Genomic DNA, 17,236 nt, shown 5'->3' on the forward strand with positions numbered 1-17,236 from the left:
CCTTCGGCGCGGGCCACCTCGTCTCCGGGTTACATCCCAAAAAGCTAGTTTAGCGCGTTGCGAGTGTCAAATGAGCGACGACGAGCGCTATAAACTATGCAGATTCCCCTTCAGGACCCCTCGATGCGCATCCTCGTCACTGGCTCGGCCGGCTTTGTCGGCGCGGCTCTCACAGAACGCCTGCTGGCTCGCGGCGACCAGGTGCTGGGCATCGACAACCACAACGCTTACTACGATCCCGCCCTGAAAGAGGCACGCCTGGCGCGCTTCGCCGCGCACCCCGCCTACACCCACTTGCGCGCCGACCTGGCGGATGCCGAAGCAATCAACCGCGCATTCGGCGATTTCCAGCCCCAGCGCGTGGTCAATCTGGCCGCCCAGGCTGGCGTGCGCTATTCGCTGAAAAATCCCCAGGCCTACGTGCAGAGCAACCTAGTGGGTTTCGTCAACGTGCTGGAAGCCTGCCGTCACGGCAAGGTCGAGCATCTGGTGTATGCCTCGTCCAGTTCCGTCTACGGCGCCAACCGCAAGATGCCGTTTGCGGTGGAAGACGCCGTCGACCATCCGGTAAGCCTGTATGCCGCCAGCAAGAAAGCCAACGAGCTGATGGCGCACACCTACAGCCACCTGTACGCGCTGCCCACCACCGGCCTGCGCTTTTTTACCGTATACGGCCCGTGGGGCCGGCCGGACATGTCGCCGATCCTGTTTGCCGACCGCATCGTGCGCGGCGAACCGATCGACGTGTTCAACTACGGCAACCACAGCCGCGATTTCACCTATATCGACGACATCGTCGAAGGCGTGATCCGCACGCTGGATCACGTCGCCCAACCCGATCCGGCCTATGATGCGCTGCAACCGAACCCCGGTACGTCGAGCGCTCCTTACCGCGTCTACAACATCGGCAACGACCAGCCCGTCCAACTGATGCATTTCATCGAGTTGATGGAACAGAGTCTCGGCCGCACCGTCGAAAAAAATCTGCTGCCGATGCAGCCTGGCGACGTACCCGATACCTGGGCGGATGTCTCGGCACTGCGCCGCGACGTAGGTTATGCGCCCAATACAAGTATCGAAGAAGGCGTGAAGCGCTTCGTGCAGTGGTATCGCGAGTACCACCGCATCGCCTGAGACCGGTCAGAACGGTTTGGCAATCACCAGGAAGATGATGCCAAGCAGGATGAACACCGGCAGCTCGTTCATCAAACGCAGCGTGCGGGACGGCGGCAATGCCCCGCCCTTCGCGCTGCGCTTCACCAACCGCCCGGTCCACGTGTAATAAATCAGCAGCAGCAGCACCAGACCCAGCTTGGCGTGCAGCCATCCCATCTCGCCCCAGTGCGGCAGCGCGCTCGGAAAGACGTGCCACCCCAGCCACAGCGTCAGGCCAAACAGAAACGCCATGCCGAACATCGCATGGCCGAAGCGATACAAGCGCAAACCCATCAGTTCCAGCCGTGCCTTCACCGCCGGCTCGGCGCCCGCCTCGGCGATATTCACCAGAATCCTGGGCAGATAGAACACCGCGGCAACCCAGGCCATCACGAATAACACGTGCAGGCTTTTGATCCACAGATAGGTCATGGCGGCTCCGAGCGGCAATGGCGACCGCGTGATGGTACGTCGATCCTCGCCCCGCGTCAGGACTTGCGGCCAAGCGCCACAGCGTAAAGGCCTTGTTCGAACGAAGGAATGGAGCCAACCCGTCGTTGACGCTTTCCTCAATAATTCGTTGAGATTTTTAGGCCTAGTCTGATCCTCAATACGCAAGCGGATTCATAAGATTCCTACATCCAAGTCCGCCAGTAGGCGTCCGATCCACTCGTTGAGGACACGACCTTGCGCATCGCCATTCTAGAAGACACCGTGAAGCAGGCTCACTCTGTTGCCAACTGGCTGCATCGGGCCGGCTATGAAAGCGTCATGCGACACGACGGCGACAGCTTCGTAAGCATGCTGGAGAACGAACCCGCGGACATGCTGCTGCTGGATTGGGACGTGCCCGGCAAATGCGGCATCGAGGTGCTCAAATGGGCGCGAGCTACCCGCGAGCATGCCGACGTACCGATCATCATGCTGACCCAGCACGACGACGAACAAAGCATCGTGCACGGCCTGGACAGCGGTGCCGACGATTATCTGGTGAAACCCGCGCGTGAAGCCGAACTGGTGGCTCGCATCCGTGCCCAGATGCGCAAGTATTACCCCCATACTCTGCGCGAACGAAAGCTTCGCGTGGGCCGCTACACGCTCGACGCGGACGCCCGCAGCGTGCTGGTCGATGGCGTGGATGGCCAGAAGCTGGCAAACCTGTCGGCGCGCGAGTTTCAGCTCGCCATGCATTTCTTCCGTAACGTCGGCTGCGTCGTTACCAAGGAGGATCTCTGCGAAAAGATCTGGGGCGCGGCCGATCGCAAGTACGACGCAACCCTGGCTACTTATGTGAGCAAGCTGCGCAACGCGCTGCAGCTGCGCTCCAAGAACGGCATGTTGATTTCCACCGTGTACAACCACGGCTATCGCCTCGAAGAGCTGCCCCAGGCCGGGCGGCGACAGGCCCCGGCAGGCGGCTTGCGGGCCTCTTCGACGCGAAGCGCATCGGTATATTGAGCCCACGCCTTGCCTCCGGCAAAGCAGGGAAAGCAGGAATACCCGCATAAAAAAAGGGGGGCGTCGTTGAATGTTGCCATTCCATGCCAACTCGCTTCGCCCGTCCCGCACCGCCACGGCGCGCATCTTCTTCATCGGCACTTTCTTGCTGTTGGCGGCTTTCAGCTGGCATCCGATGGGTGCATCGATGTCGGGCGCCTTCGACAAGGTGCTGTTCGATACCGCCGCCAGGCTGTTCGCGCACCCGAGCACCAAACGGGTCGCCGTCGTGTCGATCGATCCACGCGACCTGCGCGGCCTGGATCCGGATGAGCTGGCTGCGCAGAACGATATTTTGCTCAAGCGCCTGGATCGAGCCGCCAGCGTCACCCTCGATGATGGTCCGCTTGCCGACGTGCGCACCGACGCCGCGTTGGCGGCAGTGCGCAACAACGGCCGTGTCGTAGTGCCGGCATCATCCGCCTTGGCCGAAACGGCAGCCGGGCACGGGCAGCATCGCGTCACGGTGGGTCATTACGGCGTGGTGACAGGACTGGTGCCGCATCTGCCCTCGGCGCAAGGAGGTACCCCCAATATCGTGCTTGAGGCCATCCGCGTGTCCGGGGTTCAACACGCGAGCGAGCGGGCGCGCGCCGCTGCCAAAGGCTATGCCCTGTCGATCGCACCTGCACGGACGGACGCCACCCTGGTCATGCTGGGCAAGCCGGACGGCATCCCTCGTTACTCCTATGCGGACGTGATTGGCGGCAAGGTCGCCGCCGATGCTTTTGAGCATCGGGCGGTATTTGTCGGCCAGGCGCTCGGCGATGAAGGAGGGTTCCAGATTTCCTCGCTCAACCTGGATGCCGTTTCACGAGTCGAGCTCGATGCACTGATGGCCGATGCGGTGATCAGCGGCAACGTAGCAAGCGAACTTCCCGGCCTGCTGGCGGTGCCGGTCTATGTAGCACTCGCATTGGGCATGGTGCTGATCTGCACGCGGTTGCGCGGTCACGCGATGCACTGGGCGGCACTGGGCTGGCTCGCGTGCATTGCAGTCTTTCCCGCGTTGCTGCTGGCCATGACGCACCGCTGGCTGGGCCTTGGCCTGCTGCCCCTGGTTTGCGTGTGCATCTACGCCTATTTCGCCTGGGAGCGACTGAGCCGCACGTTGGCGCTTTTGAACCGGGAAATCGGCCAGTTGCGCGCCATCGCCGGCAACGTCGGCATGGCCGGCACTCAAGCGCCGATCGCACCCGCGCGCACCGGCGACCCCGTACGCGAAGTGCGGCAGGCCATGCGGGAAATTCGCAGCCTGCAAATCACCTTTGTCAATTTGATCAACCAATTGCCCTACCCCGTTTTCGTCGTCACCAAAGGCATCATTTCGGTATGGAATGCCCAGGCCTCCGAACTGCTGACCGAAGAGCCCCGTGGATCCGGCAACGCCGTGTCGCTGCCGGACGTGCAACACCTGGTGACGCGGCACTGCCAAGGCGACGCCAGCCGCAGCGAGGAAGTGCTGCTTGGAGGCCGCGACAAGATGTTGCTGTATGTACCCTACGCCGGCATCGACGCTCCATTGGATGCCGAAGAAACGGAAGCTCGCGCGTCGTTCCTGGTCTGCCTGATGGACATCACCGACATCAAACGCAGCGTGATGCACGACCGGCAAGCATTGCGTCACATCGCGCACGACCTGCGCAGCCCGCTTTCGACCATCATGCAACTGATCGAAGAACGCGCCAGCAAGCCTCCGCAGACTTCGTATGACCAGGCCTTCATCGATGACCTGCGCCGGCAGGCCGACTATTCGCTGCGCGTGGCCAAGGATTTCCTGCAACTGTCCCGCGCCGAACAAATTCATCGCGACACGCTGTCGCCGGCGACTTTGCTCGATATCGCCACGGAAGCGATCGACCAGTTATGGCCGGCGGCCGAGAGCAAAGCGATCGATCTGATCGGCCCGCAGTGCGCACTCGAAAACACCTTGATCGCGGCAAACGCCAACATGCTGATCCGCGCGTTGGTCAACGTGATCGACAACGCGTTGAAGTATTCCCCTTCGCACACATCGATTACCGTCCGCATTGAAGCCAAGGACGACCGCCATTTGTCGCTGCACGTAATCGACCAGGGCATCGGTATCGCGCAGGAGGACCTGACGCGACTGTTCGACCCCTTTTTCCAGGTGGCCGGCAAAGCCGACGGCGAGATGGGGGTGGGGCTGGGATTGCCATTCGTGAAGGCGGTGATCGACCGGCATGGCGGTGAAATTGGCGTAAGCAGCCACCCAGGGCGGGGCACCGATGTATGTATCGTGCTGCCGGCGGCCAAGGGGCACGTGCTGTGAATCACCACGAGAAGCCCGAACCGCAACAGGCGGCTCTTCCCATCTCATGTCCCGTGATGGCGAAAGCGGCGCGCCTTAACCTCTCCGCAAGACCGGAACCGGCATGGGCCGGAGGAAGCCTGCGCCTGGAGTAATCTTGACCGGCAAGTTCTCCAGCGCGTTGAGTCCTTCCATCCAAGGGGCGCGACATGAAGATGCAGAACTGGGCACCCAGGTTTTACGTGCCGTTACTGGCCGTCCACGTGGCGATTCTCATTGCCGAGCCCGCCAGGGTGCTTACCTGGAGTTATGTGCTCGTCCTGGCCTGCCTGGCTTTCACACTGTTTTTAGGTTGGCGCCGGCTACGTTTTAGCGTGACGCACAATCGGCCCACCTGGGCCTTGTTGCTGCTGGCGCTGCTCACCCAGGCGGCGGCGTTCGTGCTGTTGTTCATCGACTCGCTCAAGAATCCCCAGGGCACCCTGGTTGCGTTCGACCCGACGTTCTACTTCTGCCTCAACAGCTTGATTCTCACGCTTGCCGCGGCCTACCGCGCGGTGGGTTCGCTACAGCGCTGGACGAGCCTCATCGATGCCATTCTGGCAGGCATCATTGCGTTGCTGTTCTACGTCTTTCTGCGCAAGATCATCGGCGACAGCGCCACCAATCCCGATCTCGGCCGGTTCGTGATGTGGATGTTCGATGCGATGTCGCTGTTTGTCGCGACATTCGTCACCTTGCGTTTCGTCACCACCAAGCGTGCGGATGAGCGCCGCTTCTATTTCGTGCTGTTGATGTTTTCCTGGGCCGAACTGGCTTTTCCGGCCATCCACAATCGCTTCGTGCTATCCAGCGAATCGTATGTGCCCGAGATTTTCCTGGATCTGCCGTTCGTCGCCCTCGGCATTCTGCTCAGCCAACGGCGAACCGTGTGGTTCCGCGGCTACCGTCCCGCGGCGAGAACGCGGATCGTTGCGGAAAGCGTAAGTCCGTTCGTATTGAGCATCGCCTTGTGCATCATTGCGTTCGGATACCTGCAACGCGCGCCCATCATCGCCATCGGCGCCCTGGTGCTCGGCATTGCCTCGTACGCGATTCGCGTGGCCCTCGTGCTCGGGCGCCATCTTGCGCTCGAAGACGAACTGAAAGGCATGCATCGCGACCTGCAGCAGGCGGCCATTCACGACGACCTGACCGGCCTGCTGAACCGCCGCGGCTTTTACCGTATCCTGAAACGCGACTGGGAAATGGCCATGGCGGCAAAAACGCCGCTCACGATTGCCATGATGGATATCGACTCCTTCAAGGCCTACAACGACACTTACGGCCATTTGGCCGGCAACCAGTGTCTCGCTGCGACGAGCGCCGCCTTGAAAACAACGGCATCTGCATTTGAAGGCGTAACCGTGGCCCGCTATGGCGGCGAAGAATTCGCCGTTCTGCTCGCCGGCTGCGATCGCGCCACGGCAGAACACGTCCTGCAACGCCTGCGATTGAGCATCGAGGCGTTGCAGATTCCGCACAGCCAGGGCACGCATCGCTTCGTGACGGCCAGTGCCGGCCTGGCCACCTCGACCGATGGCAACTATGCAAGCGGCGAGAAACTGCTCGGCGACGCCGACATAGCGCTTTACGCGGCCAAACGCGCAGGCCGCAACTGCATCCGATGGTTCGCGCCGGACATGGTGGCGCGCGAACCCGGCAAATACCGGCGCTCCAGAGACCAGTGACTCGCACGCCACGGCGGCATGCTCCCAAAACGACGACGGCGCAGATCAAGGATCTGCGCCGTCGTCACTTTAAATTGGTGGGCGGTACAAGGATCGAACTTGTGACCCCTTCCATGTCAAGGAAGTGCTCTACCGCTGAGCTAACCGCCCGGGAGCCGCGCAGTATACAGAAAGCCCGGGGAGCTGGAAAGGCTCAATGATCGGGACCGGTGCCAGTGGCCCAGGCGGCACCGCCCTGCCCACCGCGCTGAGCCTACGGAAAGATACGGCTCAAGACTGGGCCTTTTCGCGCAGTTGATGGATCTGATCGCGCAGCCGGGCAGCCTCCTCGAACTCCAGGTTTTCCGCGTGCTTGCGCATTTCAGCCTCCAGCCGCTTGATTAGGGCGGCGGCCTGGTCCGCGTTCAGCTTGGCATAGTCGGCAGGCGCTTCGGCCACCGCGGGAGCCGCCCGGCCCCGCGCCGACTTGCCGCGGCCACGACCCGGAACCTCGCTGCGGGCACCTTCCATGATGTCGGAAATCCGCCGCACCACGGATTTGGGGACGATGCCGTGCGCCTCGTTCCAGGCCACCTGCTTTTCGCGGCGGCGACCGGTTTCCTCCATCGCCGCCTGCATCGAGCGGGTGATCTCATCGGCATAGAGAATGGCCCTGCCACGCACATTGCGTGCGGCACGGCCGATGGTTTGGATCAGCGACCCGGTGGAACGCAAGAAGCCTTCCTTGTCGGCATCGAGGATCGCCACCAGCGACACCTCGGGCATGTCCAGACCCTCGCGCAACAGATTGATACCCACCAGCACGTCGAACTCGCCCAGGCGCAGGTCGCGAATGATCTCCACGCGCTCCACCGTTTCGATGTCCGAATGCAAATAACGCACTTTCACATCGTGCTCGCTGAGGTATTCGGTGAGGTTCTCGGCCATGCGCTTGGTGAGCGTGGTAACCAGCACGCGATCGCCCATCGCAATGCGTTTCTTGGCCTCGCCCAGCAGGTCGTCGACCTGGGTGCGCACCGGGCGCACTTCCACTTCCGGATCGACCAGGCCGGTGGGACGAACCACCAGTTCCACGATGGCATCGCCGGACTTTTCCAGTTCATAGCTGCGCGGCGTGGCGGAAACGTAAATGGCACGCGGCATGCGCCGCTCGAACTCCTCGAAACGCAATGGACGGTTGTCCATGGCCGACGGCAAGCGGAAACCGAATTCGACCAGGGTTTCCTTGCGCGAACGGTCGCCTTTGTACATCGCGCCGAGCTGCGGCACGGTAACGTGCGACTCGTCCACCACCAGCAACGCATCCGGCGGCAGGTAATCGAACAGCGTCGGCGGCGGCTCGCCCGGTGCTCGGCGCGTGAGGTGGCGCGAATAATTTTCGATGCCCTGGCAAAAACCGACTTCGGCCATCATCTCGACGTCGAAGCGGGTGCGCTGGTCCAGGCGCTGCGCCTCCACCAGGCGGTTTTCCTTGTAGAGGTATTCCAGCCGCTCCTTGAGCTCTTCCTTGATCGTGTCGATCGCATTGAGCACGCTTTCGCGCGTACTGGCGTAGTGCGTACGCGGATACACCGTGTAGCGCGGCACCTTGCGGATGGTCTCGCCGGTGAGCGGATCGAACAGCGAAAGGTTTTCCACTTCCCCGTCGAACAACTCGATGCGCAGCGCCTCGGTCTCCGATTCGGCGGGAAAAACGTCGATGACCTCGCCGCGCACGCGATAGGTACCGCGGCGCAATTCCATTTCATTGCGCGTGTACTGCAGCTCGGTGAGCTGACGGATCAGCGCGCGTTGCTCGATGCGTTCGCCACGCGCCAGGATCAGGCGCAGCGACAGGTAATCTTCCGGATCGCCCAGGCCGTAAATCGCCGACACGGTGGCGACGATCAACGCATCCTTGCGCGACAGCAGGGCCTTGGTGGCCGCCAGCCGCATCTGTTCGATGTGATCGTTGATCGAGGCGTCCTTCTCGATATAGGTGTCGGATGCGACGACGTAGGCTTCCGGCTGGTAGTAGTCGTAGTAGCTGACAAAGTATTCCACCGCGTTGTGCGGGAAAAACTCCTTGAACTCGCCGTATAGCTGGGCCGCCAGGGTCTTGTTCGGCGCCAATACGATGGTGGGGCGCTGCACCTGCTGGACCACGTTGGCGATGGTGAAGGTCTTGCCCGAACCGGTGACGCCCAACAGGGTTTGCGCCGCCAGGCCCGCGTCAAAGCCTTCGACCAGGCGCTTGATGGCCTCGGGCTGGTCGCCGGCAGGCTGGTAGGCGGAAACGAGTTCGAAGCGGTCGCGATCAGTCATGGCCTTACTCTGCGGGCGCGGAGCGCCATTTTAAATGCTGCATGCTGACACCGCCTGTCAGCAGCCCCTGACGGAACGCGGCTGCCCCGGCCGCTGGGGCCGCCGACGGCGCGGCCTACCATGAGCGGATGAACCCACGGACCGCCAATTCGCGATATCGCTGCCTGCCCGGCGGTTTCGGGCTGATCGAACAGATGGTGACACTGGTGGTGCTGGCGATTGTGCTCGCGACCGCCGTGCCGTCCTTCCGCCACCTGCTGGATCGTCACGAGCTGCGCCAGGCGCAGACCGAATACATCGCAGCGCTGCAGCATGCGCGGAATCTGGCGATAAACGAACAGACGCGCATCGTCTTCTGCCCCAGTCGCGATGCCTTGACCTGCAATGACGACAATCGCTGGAACGAAGGCTGGCTCATCGGGCGCGAACGCAAGGCTGAAGGTCAACCGGCTGGCGCCCCGTTATACGCCGGCGGCAGGCATTCCAACCGCATCAACATCATCGCCACCAGCAACCTCAAGTCCCTGCAGTTCAAATGGGATGGCACCATCGGCAATACCAATCAAACGCTGGTCATTTGCCTGCAAGGAGATTACTCGCAGGCATTGGCTGTGATCATTGCGCGGCGCGGACGCGTCCGGGGCGCCACGCCGACTCCCGATCAGGCCGCTCAATGCGCATTGACCGAATGAAGCCCGCGTACCGAAACTCGAGGGAATATCAGAGCAACACCGGCCGATCCGGCAATTCGTCCGGCCGCGCCTTGCCGTGACTGGGAAAATGCTTGGCCAACAGGGCATGGACTTCGGTGATGCCGCGCAAGGCGCCGGCACGCCACTGCCCGGCTGCGAAACTCTCCTGCATGGCGCCGCAGATCGAAATCCATTCCTCGGGTTTCACCCGGTGCGCGATGCCTCGATCCGCGACAATCTCGATGCGATGCTCGGCCATCAGCAAGTAAATCAGCACGCCGCAGTTGTGTTCGGTATCCCACACGTTCAGTTGACCGAACACTTGCCGCGCGCGCGTCTGCGCATCCAGGCCGGCCCACACGCTCTGCGGCGCGAGGCGCGATTCGATCGCAAAGCGCAGCTCACCCAGATGCCGATGCTCGCCATCTGCAATCGCGGTGGTCATGTCGTCGAGCAGCTCGGTGGGAAACCGCCGGTGTAATTGGAACCAGCCATCAAACAGGTTGGCGACCAGGCGCTGCGTCCGCGTCATGTCACCAGCTCCCCGAGGCGCCACCGCCTCCGAAGCTGCCGCCGCCACCGCTAAATCCACCACCGCCACCGCCGCCGAAACCGCCTCCGCCAAAACCTCCTCCACCGAAGCCGCCCCAGCCGCCACCGCCGATGGAACGGCCGGATCCTGGTGGCGGCAGCATCACCAGTGCGCCGATGATGCCGCCGAAAACGCCAATACCCGCCGAAGCCAGCATCCACAGCAATCCGCCCACGACGAAGCCTCCCAGCGGCGCGCGCACCAGCGCGGGCGCACGCCCGAACACGCCGCGCATGAACAGCACCGCAAAAATGGCCAGGAAGAACAGTCCCTGGAAGTCGACGCCCCGCCCCTGGTTTTCTTTGCCGCGTACCGGCGGCGGCAAAGGCTCGCCGTCGATCAATAGCGTCAGCGCACCCACGGCATCGCTGATGCCGCCGGCGTAATCGTTGGTGCGAAATTTCGGCGCGATGTATTCGCGAATGATGCGTGCGGACGCTGCATCGGGAATCGCCCCCTCCAGGCCGTAACCCACCTCGATGCGCACCTGCCGGTCATTCTTGGCGATAAACAGCAATACGCCGTCGTCGACGCCCTTGCGGCCCAGCTTGTTCTGCTCGGCCACGCGCAAGGAATAGTCGTCGATATCGTCAGGCTGGGTGGTGCCGATCATCAGCACCACCAATTGCGCGCCCTTCTGTTTTTCCAGGCCGACGAGTTGCGCATCGAGCTGATCGACCTGCTGAGGCGTGAGCGTACCGGTGAGATCGGTCACGTGACGCGCAAGCGTCGGCACCGCGGGCAGATCGTCGGCGTGCAGCGGCCAGGGCGACAGCAACGCTATCGTCCATACCAGCCACAGGCGCGCCCAACGCCGCATCACGTCAGTGTGCCGACGAGGCGGGCGCCGGATTGCTCGGCGCGGACGTACCGAAATCGACGGTCGGTGCGGTCGAAATCGCCTTTTCGTTGTCGACGCTGAAATTCGGCTTGGTCTGGTAGCCGAACATCTTGGCGGTGAGATTGTTCGGGAAAGTCCGGATCATCGTGTTGTACTGCTGCACCGCCTGGATATAGCGGTTGCGTGCCACGGTGATGCGATTCTCGGTGCCTTCCAGTTGCGCCTGCAGATTCTGGAACAGGCCGTCGGCCTTGAGGTTGGGATAGTTTTCGCTCACCGCCATCAAGCGCGACAGCGCACCGCCCAGTTGGCCCTGCGCCGCCTGGAATTTCGCCAGCGACGCCGCATCGTCGGCATTGACCTGGATCGTACCTATGCGCGAGCGCGCATCGGCCACTTCGCTGAAGACCTTGTCTTCATGCGCGGCATAACCCTTCACGGTATTGACCAGGTTCGGTACCAGGTCGGCGCGGCGCTGATATTGGTTGAGCACTTCGGACCACTGTGCCTTTACCGCCTCGTCCTGTTGCTGGATCGAGTTGTAGCCGCAGCCGGACAACGCGGCGACCAACAGCATTAACAGTAGTAAGCGTACGACCTTCATCGGAGTGCTCCCTTCCAGTGAGTCCTCATTGCAGCATTAGGACTACATGGATGCAATCTTTGACGTACACCAAACGAGCCCATCCCTACAGCTAAGGCCACGAGTCAGCACATAAGCTAGCGGCGAGCGGGGCGATCCGCCTTGGCGCTTCACTTGGGGTGGGTGCCGCGGGTTCGCCCCGCTTGTCCCGTGCCGGCCGGGGCCGGTCAGCACTAGAACCAGCGCGGCCCCAGGATCAGCCCCCAGCTCAGCACAACCAGCACCAGCAACAGGAAGACCGCGGCGGAGCCCATGTCTTTGGCGCGGCCGGCCAGCTCGTGGAATTCGGGGCTCACCTTGTCTACCACGGCCTCGATGGCGGAGTTGAGCAGTTCCACCGAAAGCACCAGGATGACCGGCGCGACCAGCGCAATCTTCTCCAGCGCCCCGTGCCCCACCCACAACCCGACGGGTAGCAGGACTACCGTGAGCATCGCTTCCAGCCGGAACGAGGCCTCGTGGCGCCAGCCGGCCCGCAGGCCGTTCATCGACCAGCGAAAAGCGCGCCAGAGCTGGCGTGGGTCGCCCCGGAATCCACTACCGGGCATGGCGGGAACGGCGAGCCGGCGAGGGGAATACGACGTTTTTCGGCATGGCGGGCGGAACTCCCCTGCGGGCGGCAACGAGCGCGAATCATGCCACAAGCGGGACGGCGCCCCGGCCCCCCGCAGGATTTTGCATGCCGCATTGCAACTTCAAGCAAATGACGAATCGGTTACCCTTCGTTAATTGTGCCCGCTCAAGGGGGTGCAGAAACAGGTCGATTCAGGCCTCGTAGTACACGTTCACGGAATACCTAATGGCAACTCAGACTCGCCCCGTTTCACAAACCCGCTCGTTCAGCACGGTCTTCCTGATCGAGATGTGGGAACGCTTCGGCTTCTACGGCATGCAGGTGTTGATGGTCACCTTCATGATGAAGAGGCTCGGCTTCATCGACACCAAGGCCAATCTGGTATGGGGCGCGGCCGCGGCATTGATCTACGCCACGCCCGCGATCGGCGGCTGGGTGGGCGACAAGCTGCTGGGCACGCGCCGCACGATGCTGATGGGCGCGGTGATTCTGGCGGTGGGCTACGCTTTGCTGTGGGTACCATCGGACCATGCCGTTTTCACTTATGCGGCACTGGGCGTAATCATCGTCGGCAACGGTTTCTTCAAAGCCAATTCCGGCAACCTCGTACGCAAGATCTACGACGGCGAAGACTCCAAGATCGACAGCGCATTCACCATCTACTACATGGCGGTGAACATCGGCTCGATGATCTCGATGACGCTTACGCCGTGGATCCGCGACGTGGTGGCAACGAAATACGGCGATTCGATGGGTTGGCACACCGCTTTCGGCGTTTGCTCGATCGGCCTGATGCTCGGCCTCGCCAACTACCTGGTGATGAGCCGCACCCTGTCGCACATCGGCTCACCCGCCGACGACGCACCGGTCAACAAGAAGCGACTGCTGGCCGTGATGGTCGCTGCGATTGCCACGGTGCTTGGCTCGATCCTGATCCTGCAAAGCGAAACCGTCGCCAAGTGGGGCGTGGTGGTGGCAGGTGTAGGCATGTTCGTGGTGTTTGCCTACATGATCTCGATCAGCCAGAAAAGCGAGCGCGCCGGCCTGATCGCCGCACTGGTGCTGGTAGTGCAGACGATCTTCTTCTTCATCTTCTACCAGCAGATGTCCACCTCGCTGAACCTGTTCGCGCAGCGCAACGTGGATCTCGATTTCAATCTGCTCGGCTTTCACATCACCTGGATTCCCGAGCAATACCAGAACCTCAACTCGATCTGGATCGTGCTGCTGAGTCCGGTGCTGGTGTTCATTTACAACTCACTCGGACGCATCGGCAAGGATCCGTCGGTGGCGGCCAAGTTCGCCTGGGGCTTTGCGGCCGTCGCGGCCGGCTTTTTCATCTACGGCATCGGCGCCAAGTGGGCGGTCAACGGCCAGGTGTCGTCGTGGATCATGGTGTGGGGCTACGGCCTGTATTCGCTGGGCGAGCTGCTGGTGAGCGGACTGGGCCTGGCGATGATCGCCCGCTACGTGCCTGAGCGCATGGGCGGCCTGATGATGGGCACCTACTTCGTCGCCTCCGGCATCTCGCAATACCTGGGCAGCGTGGTGGCCAACTACGCACACATCCCGGAAGGCCTCACCGATCCGGTGCAATCGTTGGCGATCTACACCAACCTGTTCAACAAACTCGGTTTCGTCGGCGTGGGCTGCACCCTGGTTGCCGTTGCCGTGCTGCCGATGATGAACCGCCTGTCAGCCAGCCACTCCGATGCCGCCACCAATCACGACCCGCTGCCGGCCGTGCGCAGCGAAGAGTTCAACACGCCCTGATGCCGTACCTCTCCTCCCCTGCATCGCAGGGGAGGATTGGGCGGAGTTGCTTGCGCTTGCACACGAACCCGGGCATGCAACACTAGCTCTCCCTGCGCATCGCGCGGAAAGATGCTACTGACCTACTTCCATGCCGCCACATCAGCTCAAGCAACCGATCGGTCCGTTCGCGCTGACGCGCACGCTCGCCTGGCTGCGCCTGTGTGCCATTGCGGGCCAAAGCATGGCGGTGATGATCTGCTCCTGGTGGATGCGGATCGACATTTCCGCGCTGTCGCTGTTCCTGGGCATCGACCTGCTTGCCGTGTTCGCGGTGTTCGCCGCGTGGCGCATCAGCCAGCCTTGGCCGGTGCGCGAATGGGAGACGGTGTGTCACGTTGCCGCCGATACGCTGGTGCTCGGCTATCTGCTTTATTTCACCGGCGGCGCCAGCAATCCATTCATCACGCTCCTGCTGGTGCCCATCGCCTTGAGCGCCGCGGCGCTTTCGGTGCGCGCCGTGCTTTCGGTCGCCGCCATCGCCGGTGCGGCCTATATCGTGTTGCTGCTCTGGTACGTGCCGTTGCCGATGAACGAGCTGATGGGCACCGACCACGGTTACTCGCTGCACGTGGCCGGCATGGGCGTGAACTTCGCGGTCACCGCCCTGTTGCTCGGCTTCTTCATCAACCGGCTGGCCAATGCCGTGCGCATGCAGCAGTTGGAAGTGCAGCGCGTACGCGAACGCGCCTTGCGCGACGAAGGCATTCTCGCCATCGCCACCCAGGCCGCGGGTGCGGCGCACGAGCTCAATACCCCGCTCTCGACCATGCGCACCTTGTTGCCAGAGTTGCGCAGGGAGCACGCCAGCGACAGCGTGCTGGACGACGACCTGTCTTTGCTGGAGGGACAGGTGGAACGCTGCCGCACCATTCTGCGCGAGATGGTGGCGTTCGGCAAAACGCAGCTCTCGCAGGAACCCGAACAGCTGACGCTGCAAGCCTTCATCCATGGCGTCGTCGAGCGTTTCCAATTGTTGCGCCCGGAGGCCGAATTCGAACTGTCCGTGCCGTCGGAACTGGAGCCCCTGGTGTTGCGCAGTCCGCCGGGCTTGCGCCATGCGCTGATCAATCTGCTCAACAATGCGGTGGATGCATCGGCCATGCGCGGCTCCCACAGCGTTACGCTGGAAGTGCGCCGCGCCGCGCCCTGGCTGGAATGGATCGTGTGCGACCACGGCCCTGGCTTTTATCCCGTCGGCGGCACGGCATCGATCGGCGAGAGCGGCAAGTTGAGCGGCCTGGGCATCGGCCTGGCGCTGGCCGAAGCCACGGCGGAGCGTCTCAATGGCGAATTGACCGCCACCAACGGCGAAACGGGAGCGGAAATGCGGCTGCGCCTGCCGTTGTCGGCCATCACCGAATGAGCCGCCTGTGCCCGGAGGCGCGCAATGGGCCTCCACATCCGGCAAAATAGGCGGGCAAATACGACCGGTAGCAGCAGATGATCCCCCCGAATCAGGCAAGCAATACCCGCCCACTGTTGATCGTGGACGACGATGCCACCTTTGTACGCGTACTCAGCCGAGCCCTCACCTCCCGCGGTTTCGAAGTTCTCACCGCCAGCCGTGCCGACGAAGCCCGTGCCCTATCGCGACGCCACCAGCCTCGCCACTGCGTGCTCGACTTGAAGCTGGGCGAGGAAAACGGCCTGCGCCTGATTCCCGAGCTGCACGAACTGGTGCCGGACATGCGCATCCTGTTGCTGACCGGTTACGCCTCAATCGCCACGGCGGTCGAGGCGATCAAGCGCGGCGCGCACGATTACCTGTCCAAGCCGGTGGATGCCGATGCGGTGGTTCGCGCCCTGCTCGAAGGCGATAGCGGTACGGCGAGCGGCGAAGACGAAGTGATCGACGCGCCCGAGGCACCGCTGGCCCTGCGCCGTCTGGAATGGGAGCACATCCAGCGCGTGCTCACCGAATGCGAAGGCAACATTTCCGAGACCGCCCGGCGCCTGGGCATGCACCGCCGCACGCTGCAACGCAAGTTGAGCAAGCATCCGGTACGCGAGCGGCCGGAACACGGGGGCTGAGCAGCTCATTCACCGCGGCAGACTGCCGCGGTGCCCGAAACAATAAAGAACGCTACTCCGCCGCCGAAGTGGCCGGTGCCGGCGGGTGGTTCGACGGATCAGGTTCGTCGTCGTAGATCGCCACGTGCGGAACGCCGTCCGCACCGATCCATCCGCGGAACATGCCGTCGGTGTTGTAGGGCATGGCGATATTGCCGTCCGCATCGAGCGCGATGGCACCACCGTTGCCGCCCATGGATGGAATCTCCTGGTTGATCACTTCCGCCGCGGCGCGCTGGATCGGCTCGTTGAGCATCGAGACCTTCATGCAGATTTCGTGCGCTGCCACGGTACGCATGTAGAACTCGCCCCAGCCGGTGCCGGAAACGGCGCATTGCGCATTGGCGTAAGTGCCCGCACCGATGATCGGCGAATCGCCCACGCGGCCCCAGCGCTTGTCGTTCATGCCGCCGGTGGACGTGCCGGCGGCAAGATGGCCTTCGCCATCGAGCGCCACGGCACCGACCGTGCCGAAATGCTTGGCCGTTTCAACATCCGCAGGCGGTTGCTTCTGCGCATCTTCCTTCAAGGCTTTCTGCAGTTGCTGCCAACGCTCTTCGGTGCGGAAATACGACGGATCGACCAGGGTGATGCCCTGCTCCTTGGCAAACTCCTCCGCACCGTCGCCGACCAGCATCACGTGCGAGGAGTGTTCCATCACCGCACGCGCAAGCAGGATCGGATTCTTTACCCGATGCACACCGGCAACCGATCCTGCACGCAAGGAATCTCCATCCATCACCGCGGCATCGAGCTCGTTCTTGCCGTCGTGCGTGAACACCGAACCCTTGCCAGCGTTGAAGTTGGAATCGTCTTCCATCACGGTGATCGCCGTGGTCACCGCATCGATGGCCGGCTTGCCCGCCTTCAACTGGGCATACCCCTCCAGCAGCGCCTTGGTCATGGCAGCGCGCACCGCCTTTTCCTTGGCCGCGGTCATGTCCCGCTTGACCACGCCGGCACCGCCGTGAATCACCAGGACGGGTGTAGCGGCATGTGTCATGGCAACGATTCCGAAACTGGCCAGTGCAACAAACAGGCGATGGATCAT

General features: G+C 62.6%; 15 protein-coding genes and 1 tRNA gene. 8 read left to right on the forward strand and 8 right to left on the reverse strand.

Going from position 1 to position 17,236, the window contains the following annotated elements:
• The first annotated feature begins 123 nt into the window (after positions 1-123).
• Positions 124-1,134 carry an NAD-dependent epimerase gene (locus ISS99_RS21500; RefSeq protein WP_204633636.1) on the forward strand — a complete coding sequence of 337 codons (1,011 nt, stop codon included), beginning with the start codon at positions 124-126 and terminating at the stop codon, positions 1,132-1,134.
• A 6-nt stretch (positions 1,135-1,140) separates the two neighbouring features.
• On the opposite strand, the gene ISS99_RS21505 is transcribed toward ISS99_RS21500, so the two are convergent.
• Positions 1,141-1,587, reverse strand: a complete 447-nt coding sequence (locus tag ISS99_RS21505) for a CopD family protein (protein WP_204633637.1) — start codon at positions 1,585-1,587, stop codon at positions 1,141-1,143.
• Between the two features lie 255 nt (positions 1,588-1,842).
• On the opposite strand from ISS99_RS21505, the gene ISS99_RS21510 reads away from it, so the two are divergent.
• The 3 genes from ISS99_RS21510 to ISS99_RS21520 all read left to right on the forward strand — a co-directional run bounded on the left by ISS99_RS21510 (position 1,843) and on the right by ISS99_RS21520 (position 6,654).
• Positions 1,843-2,613 carry a response regulator transcription factor gene (locus tag ISS99_RS21510; RefSeq protein WP_204633638.1) on the forward strand — a complete coding sequence of 257 codons (771 nt, stop codon included), beginning with the start codon at positions 1,843-1,845 and terminating at the stop codon, positions 2,611-2,613.
• 70 nt (positions 2,614-2,683) lie between these two features.
• Positions 2,684-4,945: a sensor histidine kinase gene (locus ISS99_RS21515; RefSeq protein ID WP_204633639.1), complete on the forward strand. Its 2,262-nt coding sequence runs from the start codon at positions 2,684-2,686 to the stop codon at positions 4,943-4,945.
• 188 nt (positions 4,946-5,133) lie between these two features.
• Entirely contained in the window at positions 5,134-6,654 is a 1,521-nt protein-coding gene (locus ISS99_RS21520; protein ID WP_204633640.1) for a GGDEF domain-containing protein, read from the forward strand.
• 75 nt (positions 6,655-6,729) lie between these two features.
• Here the strand turns inward: ISS99_RS21520 and ISS99_RS21525 are convergent.
• Positions 6,730-6,804: transfer RNA gene (locus tag ISS99_RS21525), tRNA-Val, on the reverse strand.
• 120 nt (positions 6,805-6,924) lie between these two features.
• Entirely contained in the window at positions 6,925-8,958 is a 2,034-nt protein-coding gene (uvrB, locus tag ISS99_RS21530) for an excinuclease ABC subunit UvrB (RefSeq protein ID WP_204633641.1), read from the reverse strand.
• Positions 8,959-9,086: 128 nt separating this feature from the next.
• Here uvrB and ISS99_RS21535 point away from each other — a divergent pair, with 128 nt between their 5' ends.
• Positions 9,087-9,650 (forward strand): GspH/FimT family pseudopilin, encoded by a 564-nt coding sequence (locus ISS99_RS21535; protein ID WP_204633642.1) that lies wholly within the window; start codon positions 9,087-9,089, stop codon positions 9,648-9,650.
• Positions 9,651-9,678: 28 nt separating this feature from the next.
• On the opposite strand, the gene ISS99_RS21540 is transcribed toward ISS99_RS21535, so the two are convergent.
• The 4 genes from ISS99_RS21540 to ISS99_RS21555 all read right to left on the reverse strand — a co-directional run bounded on the left by ISS99_RS21540 (position 9,679) and on the right by ISS99_RS21555 (position 12,274).
• A complete protein-coding gene (locus ISS99_RS21540; protein WP_204633643.1) occupies positions 9,679-10,182 on the reverse strand; it encodes a TPM domain-containing protein in 504 nt (167 codons plus the stop codon).
• 1 nt (position 10,183) lies between these two features.
• Positions 10,184-11,062: a TPM domain-containing protein gene (locus tag ISS99_RS21545; protein WP_204634014.1), complete on the reverse strand. Its 879-nt coding sequence runs from the start codon at positions 11,060-11,062 to the stop codon at positions 10,184-10,186.
• Between the two features lie 4 nt (positions 11,063-11,066).
• The gene (locus ISS99_RS21550) at positions 11,067-11,687 is read right to left on the reverse strand and encodes a LemA family protein (protein WP_204633644.1); all 621 of its coding nucleotides are present in this window, start codon (positions 11,685-11,687) and stop codon (positions 11,067-11,069) included.
• A gap of 212 nt (positions 11,688-11,899) precedes the next feature.
• Complete coding sequence (locus tag ISS99_RS21555) at positions 11,900-12,274, reverse strand: diacylglycerol kinase (RefSeq protein ID WP_204633645.1); 375 nt, start codon at positions 12,272-12,274, stop codon at positions 11,900-11,902.
• Between the two features lie 251 nt (positions 12,275-12,525).
• Between ISS99_RS21555 and ISS99_RS21560 the strand changes: the two genes are divergently transcribed.
• From ISS99_RS21560 to ISS99_RS21570, 3 genes are all read left to right on the forward strand, one after another.
• Positions 12,526-14,073 carry a peptide MFS transporter gene (locus ISS99_RS21560; protein ID WP_204633646.1) on the forward strand — a complete coding sequence of 516 codons (1,548 nt, stop codon included), beginning with the start codon at positions 12,526-12,528 and terminating at the stop codon, positions 14,071-14,073.
• Positions 14,074-14,203: 130 nt separating this feature from the next.
• Entirely contained in the window at positions 14,204-15,478 is a 1,275-nt protein-coding gene (locus tag ISS99_RS21565) for an ATP-binding protein (protein ID WP_204633647.1), read from the forward strand.
• Between the two features lie 77 nt (positions 15,479-15,555).
• Positions 15,556-16,146 (forward strand): response regulator transcription factor, encoded by a 591-nt coding sequence (locus ISS99_RS21570; protein WP_204633648.1) that lies wholly within the window; start codon positions 15,556-15,558, stop codon positions 16,144-16,146.
• A 52-nt stretch (positions 16,147-16,198) separates the two neighbouring features.
• Here the strand turns inward: ISS99_RS21570 and ISS99_RS21575 are convergent, their stop codons facing one another.
• Positions 16,199-17,236, reverse strand: a complete 1,038-nt coding sequence (locus tag ISS99_RS21575; RefSeq protein ID WP_204633649.1) for an isoaspartyl peptidase/L-asparaginase family protein — start codon at positions 17,234-17,236, stop codon at positions 16,199-16,201.

Origin of the sequence: Dyella mobilis (assembly GCF_016904945.1) — a bacterium.
Taxonomy (GTDB): domain Bacteria; phylum Pseudomonadota; class Gammaproteobacteria; order Xanthomonadales; family Rhodanobacteraceae; genus Dyella_B; species Dyella_B mobilis.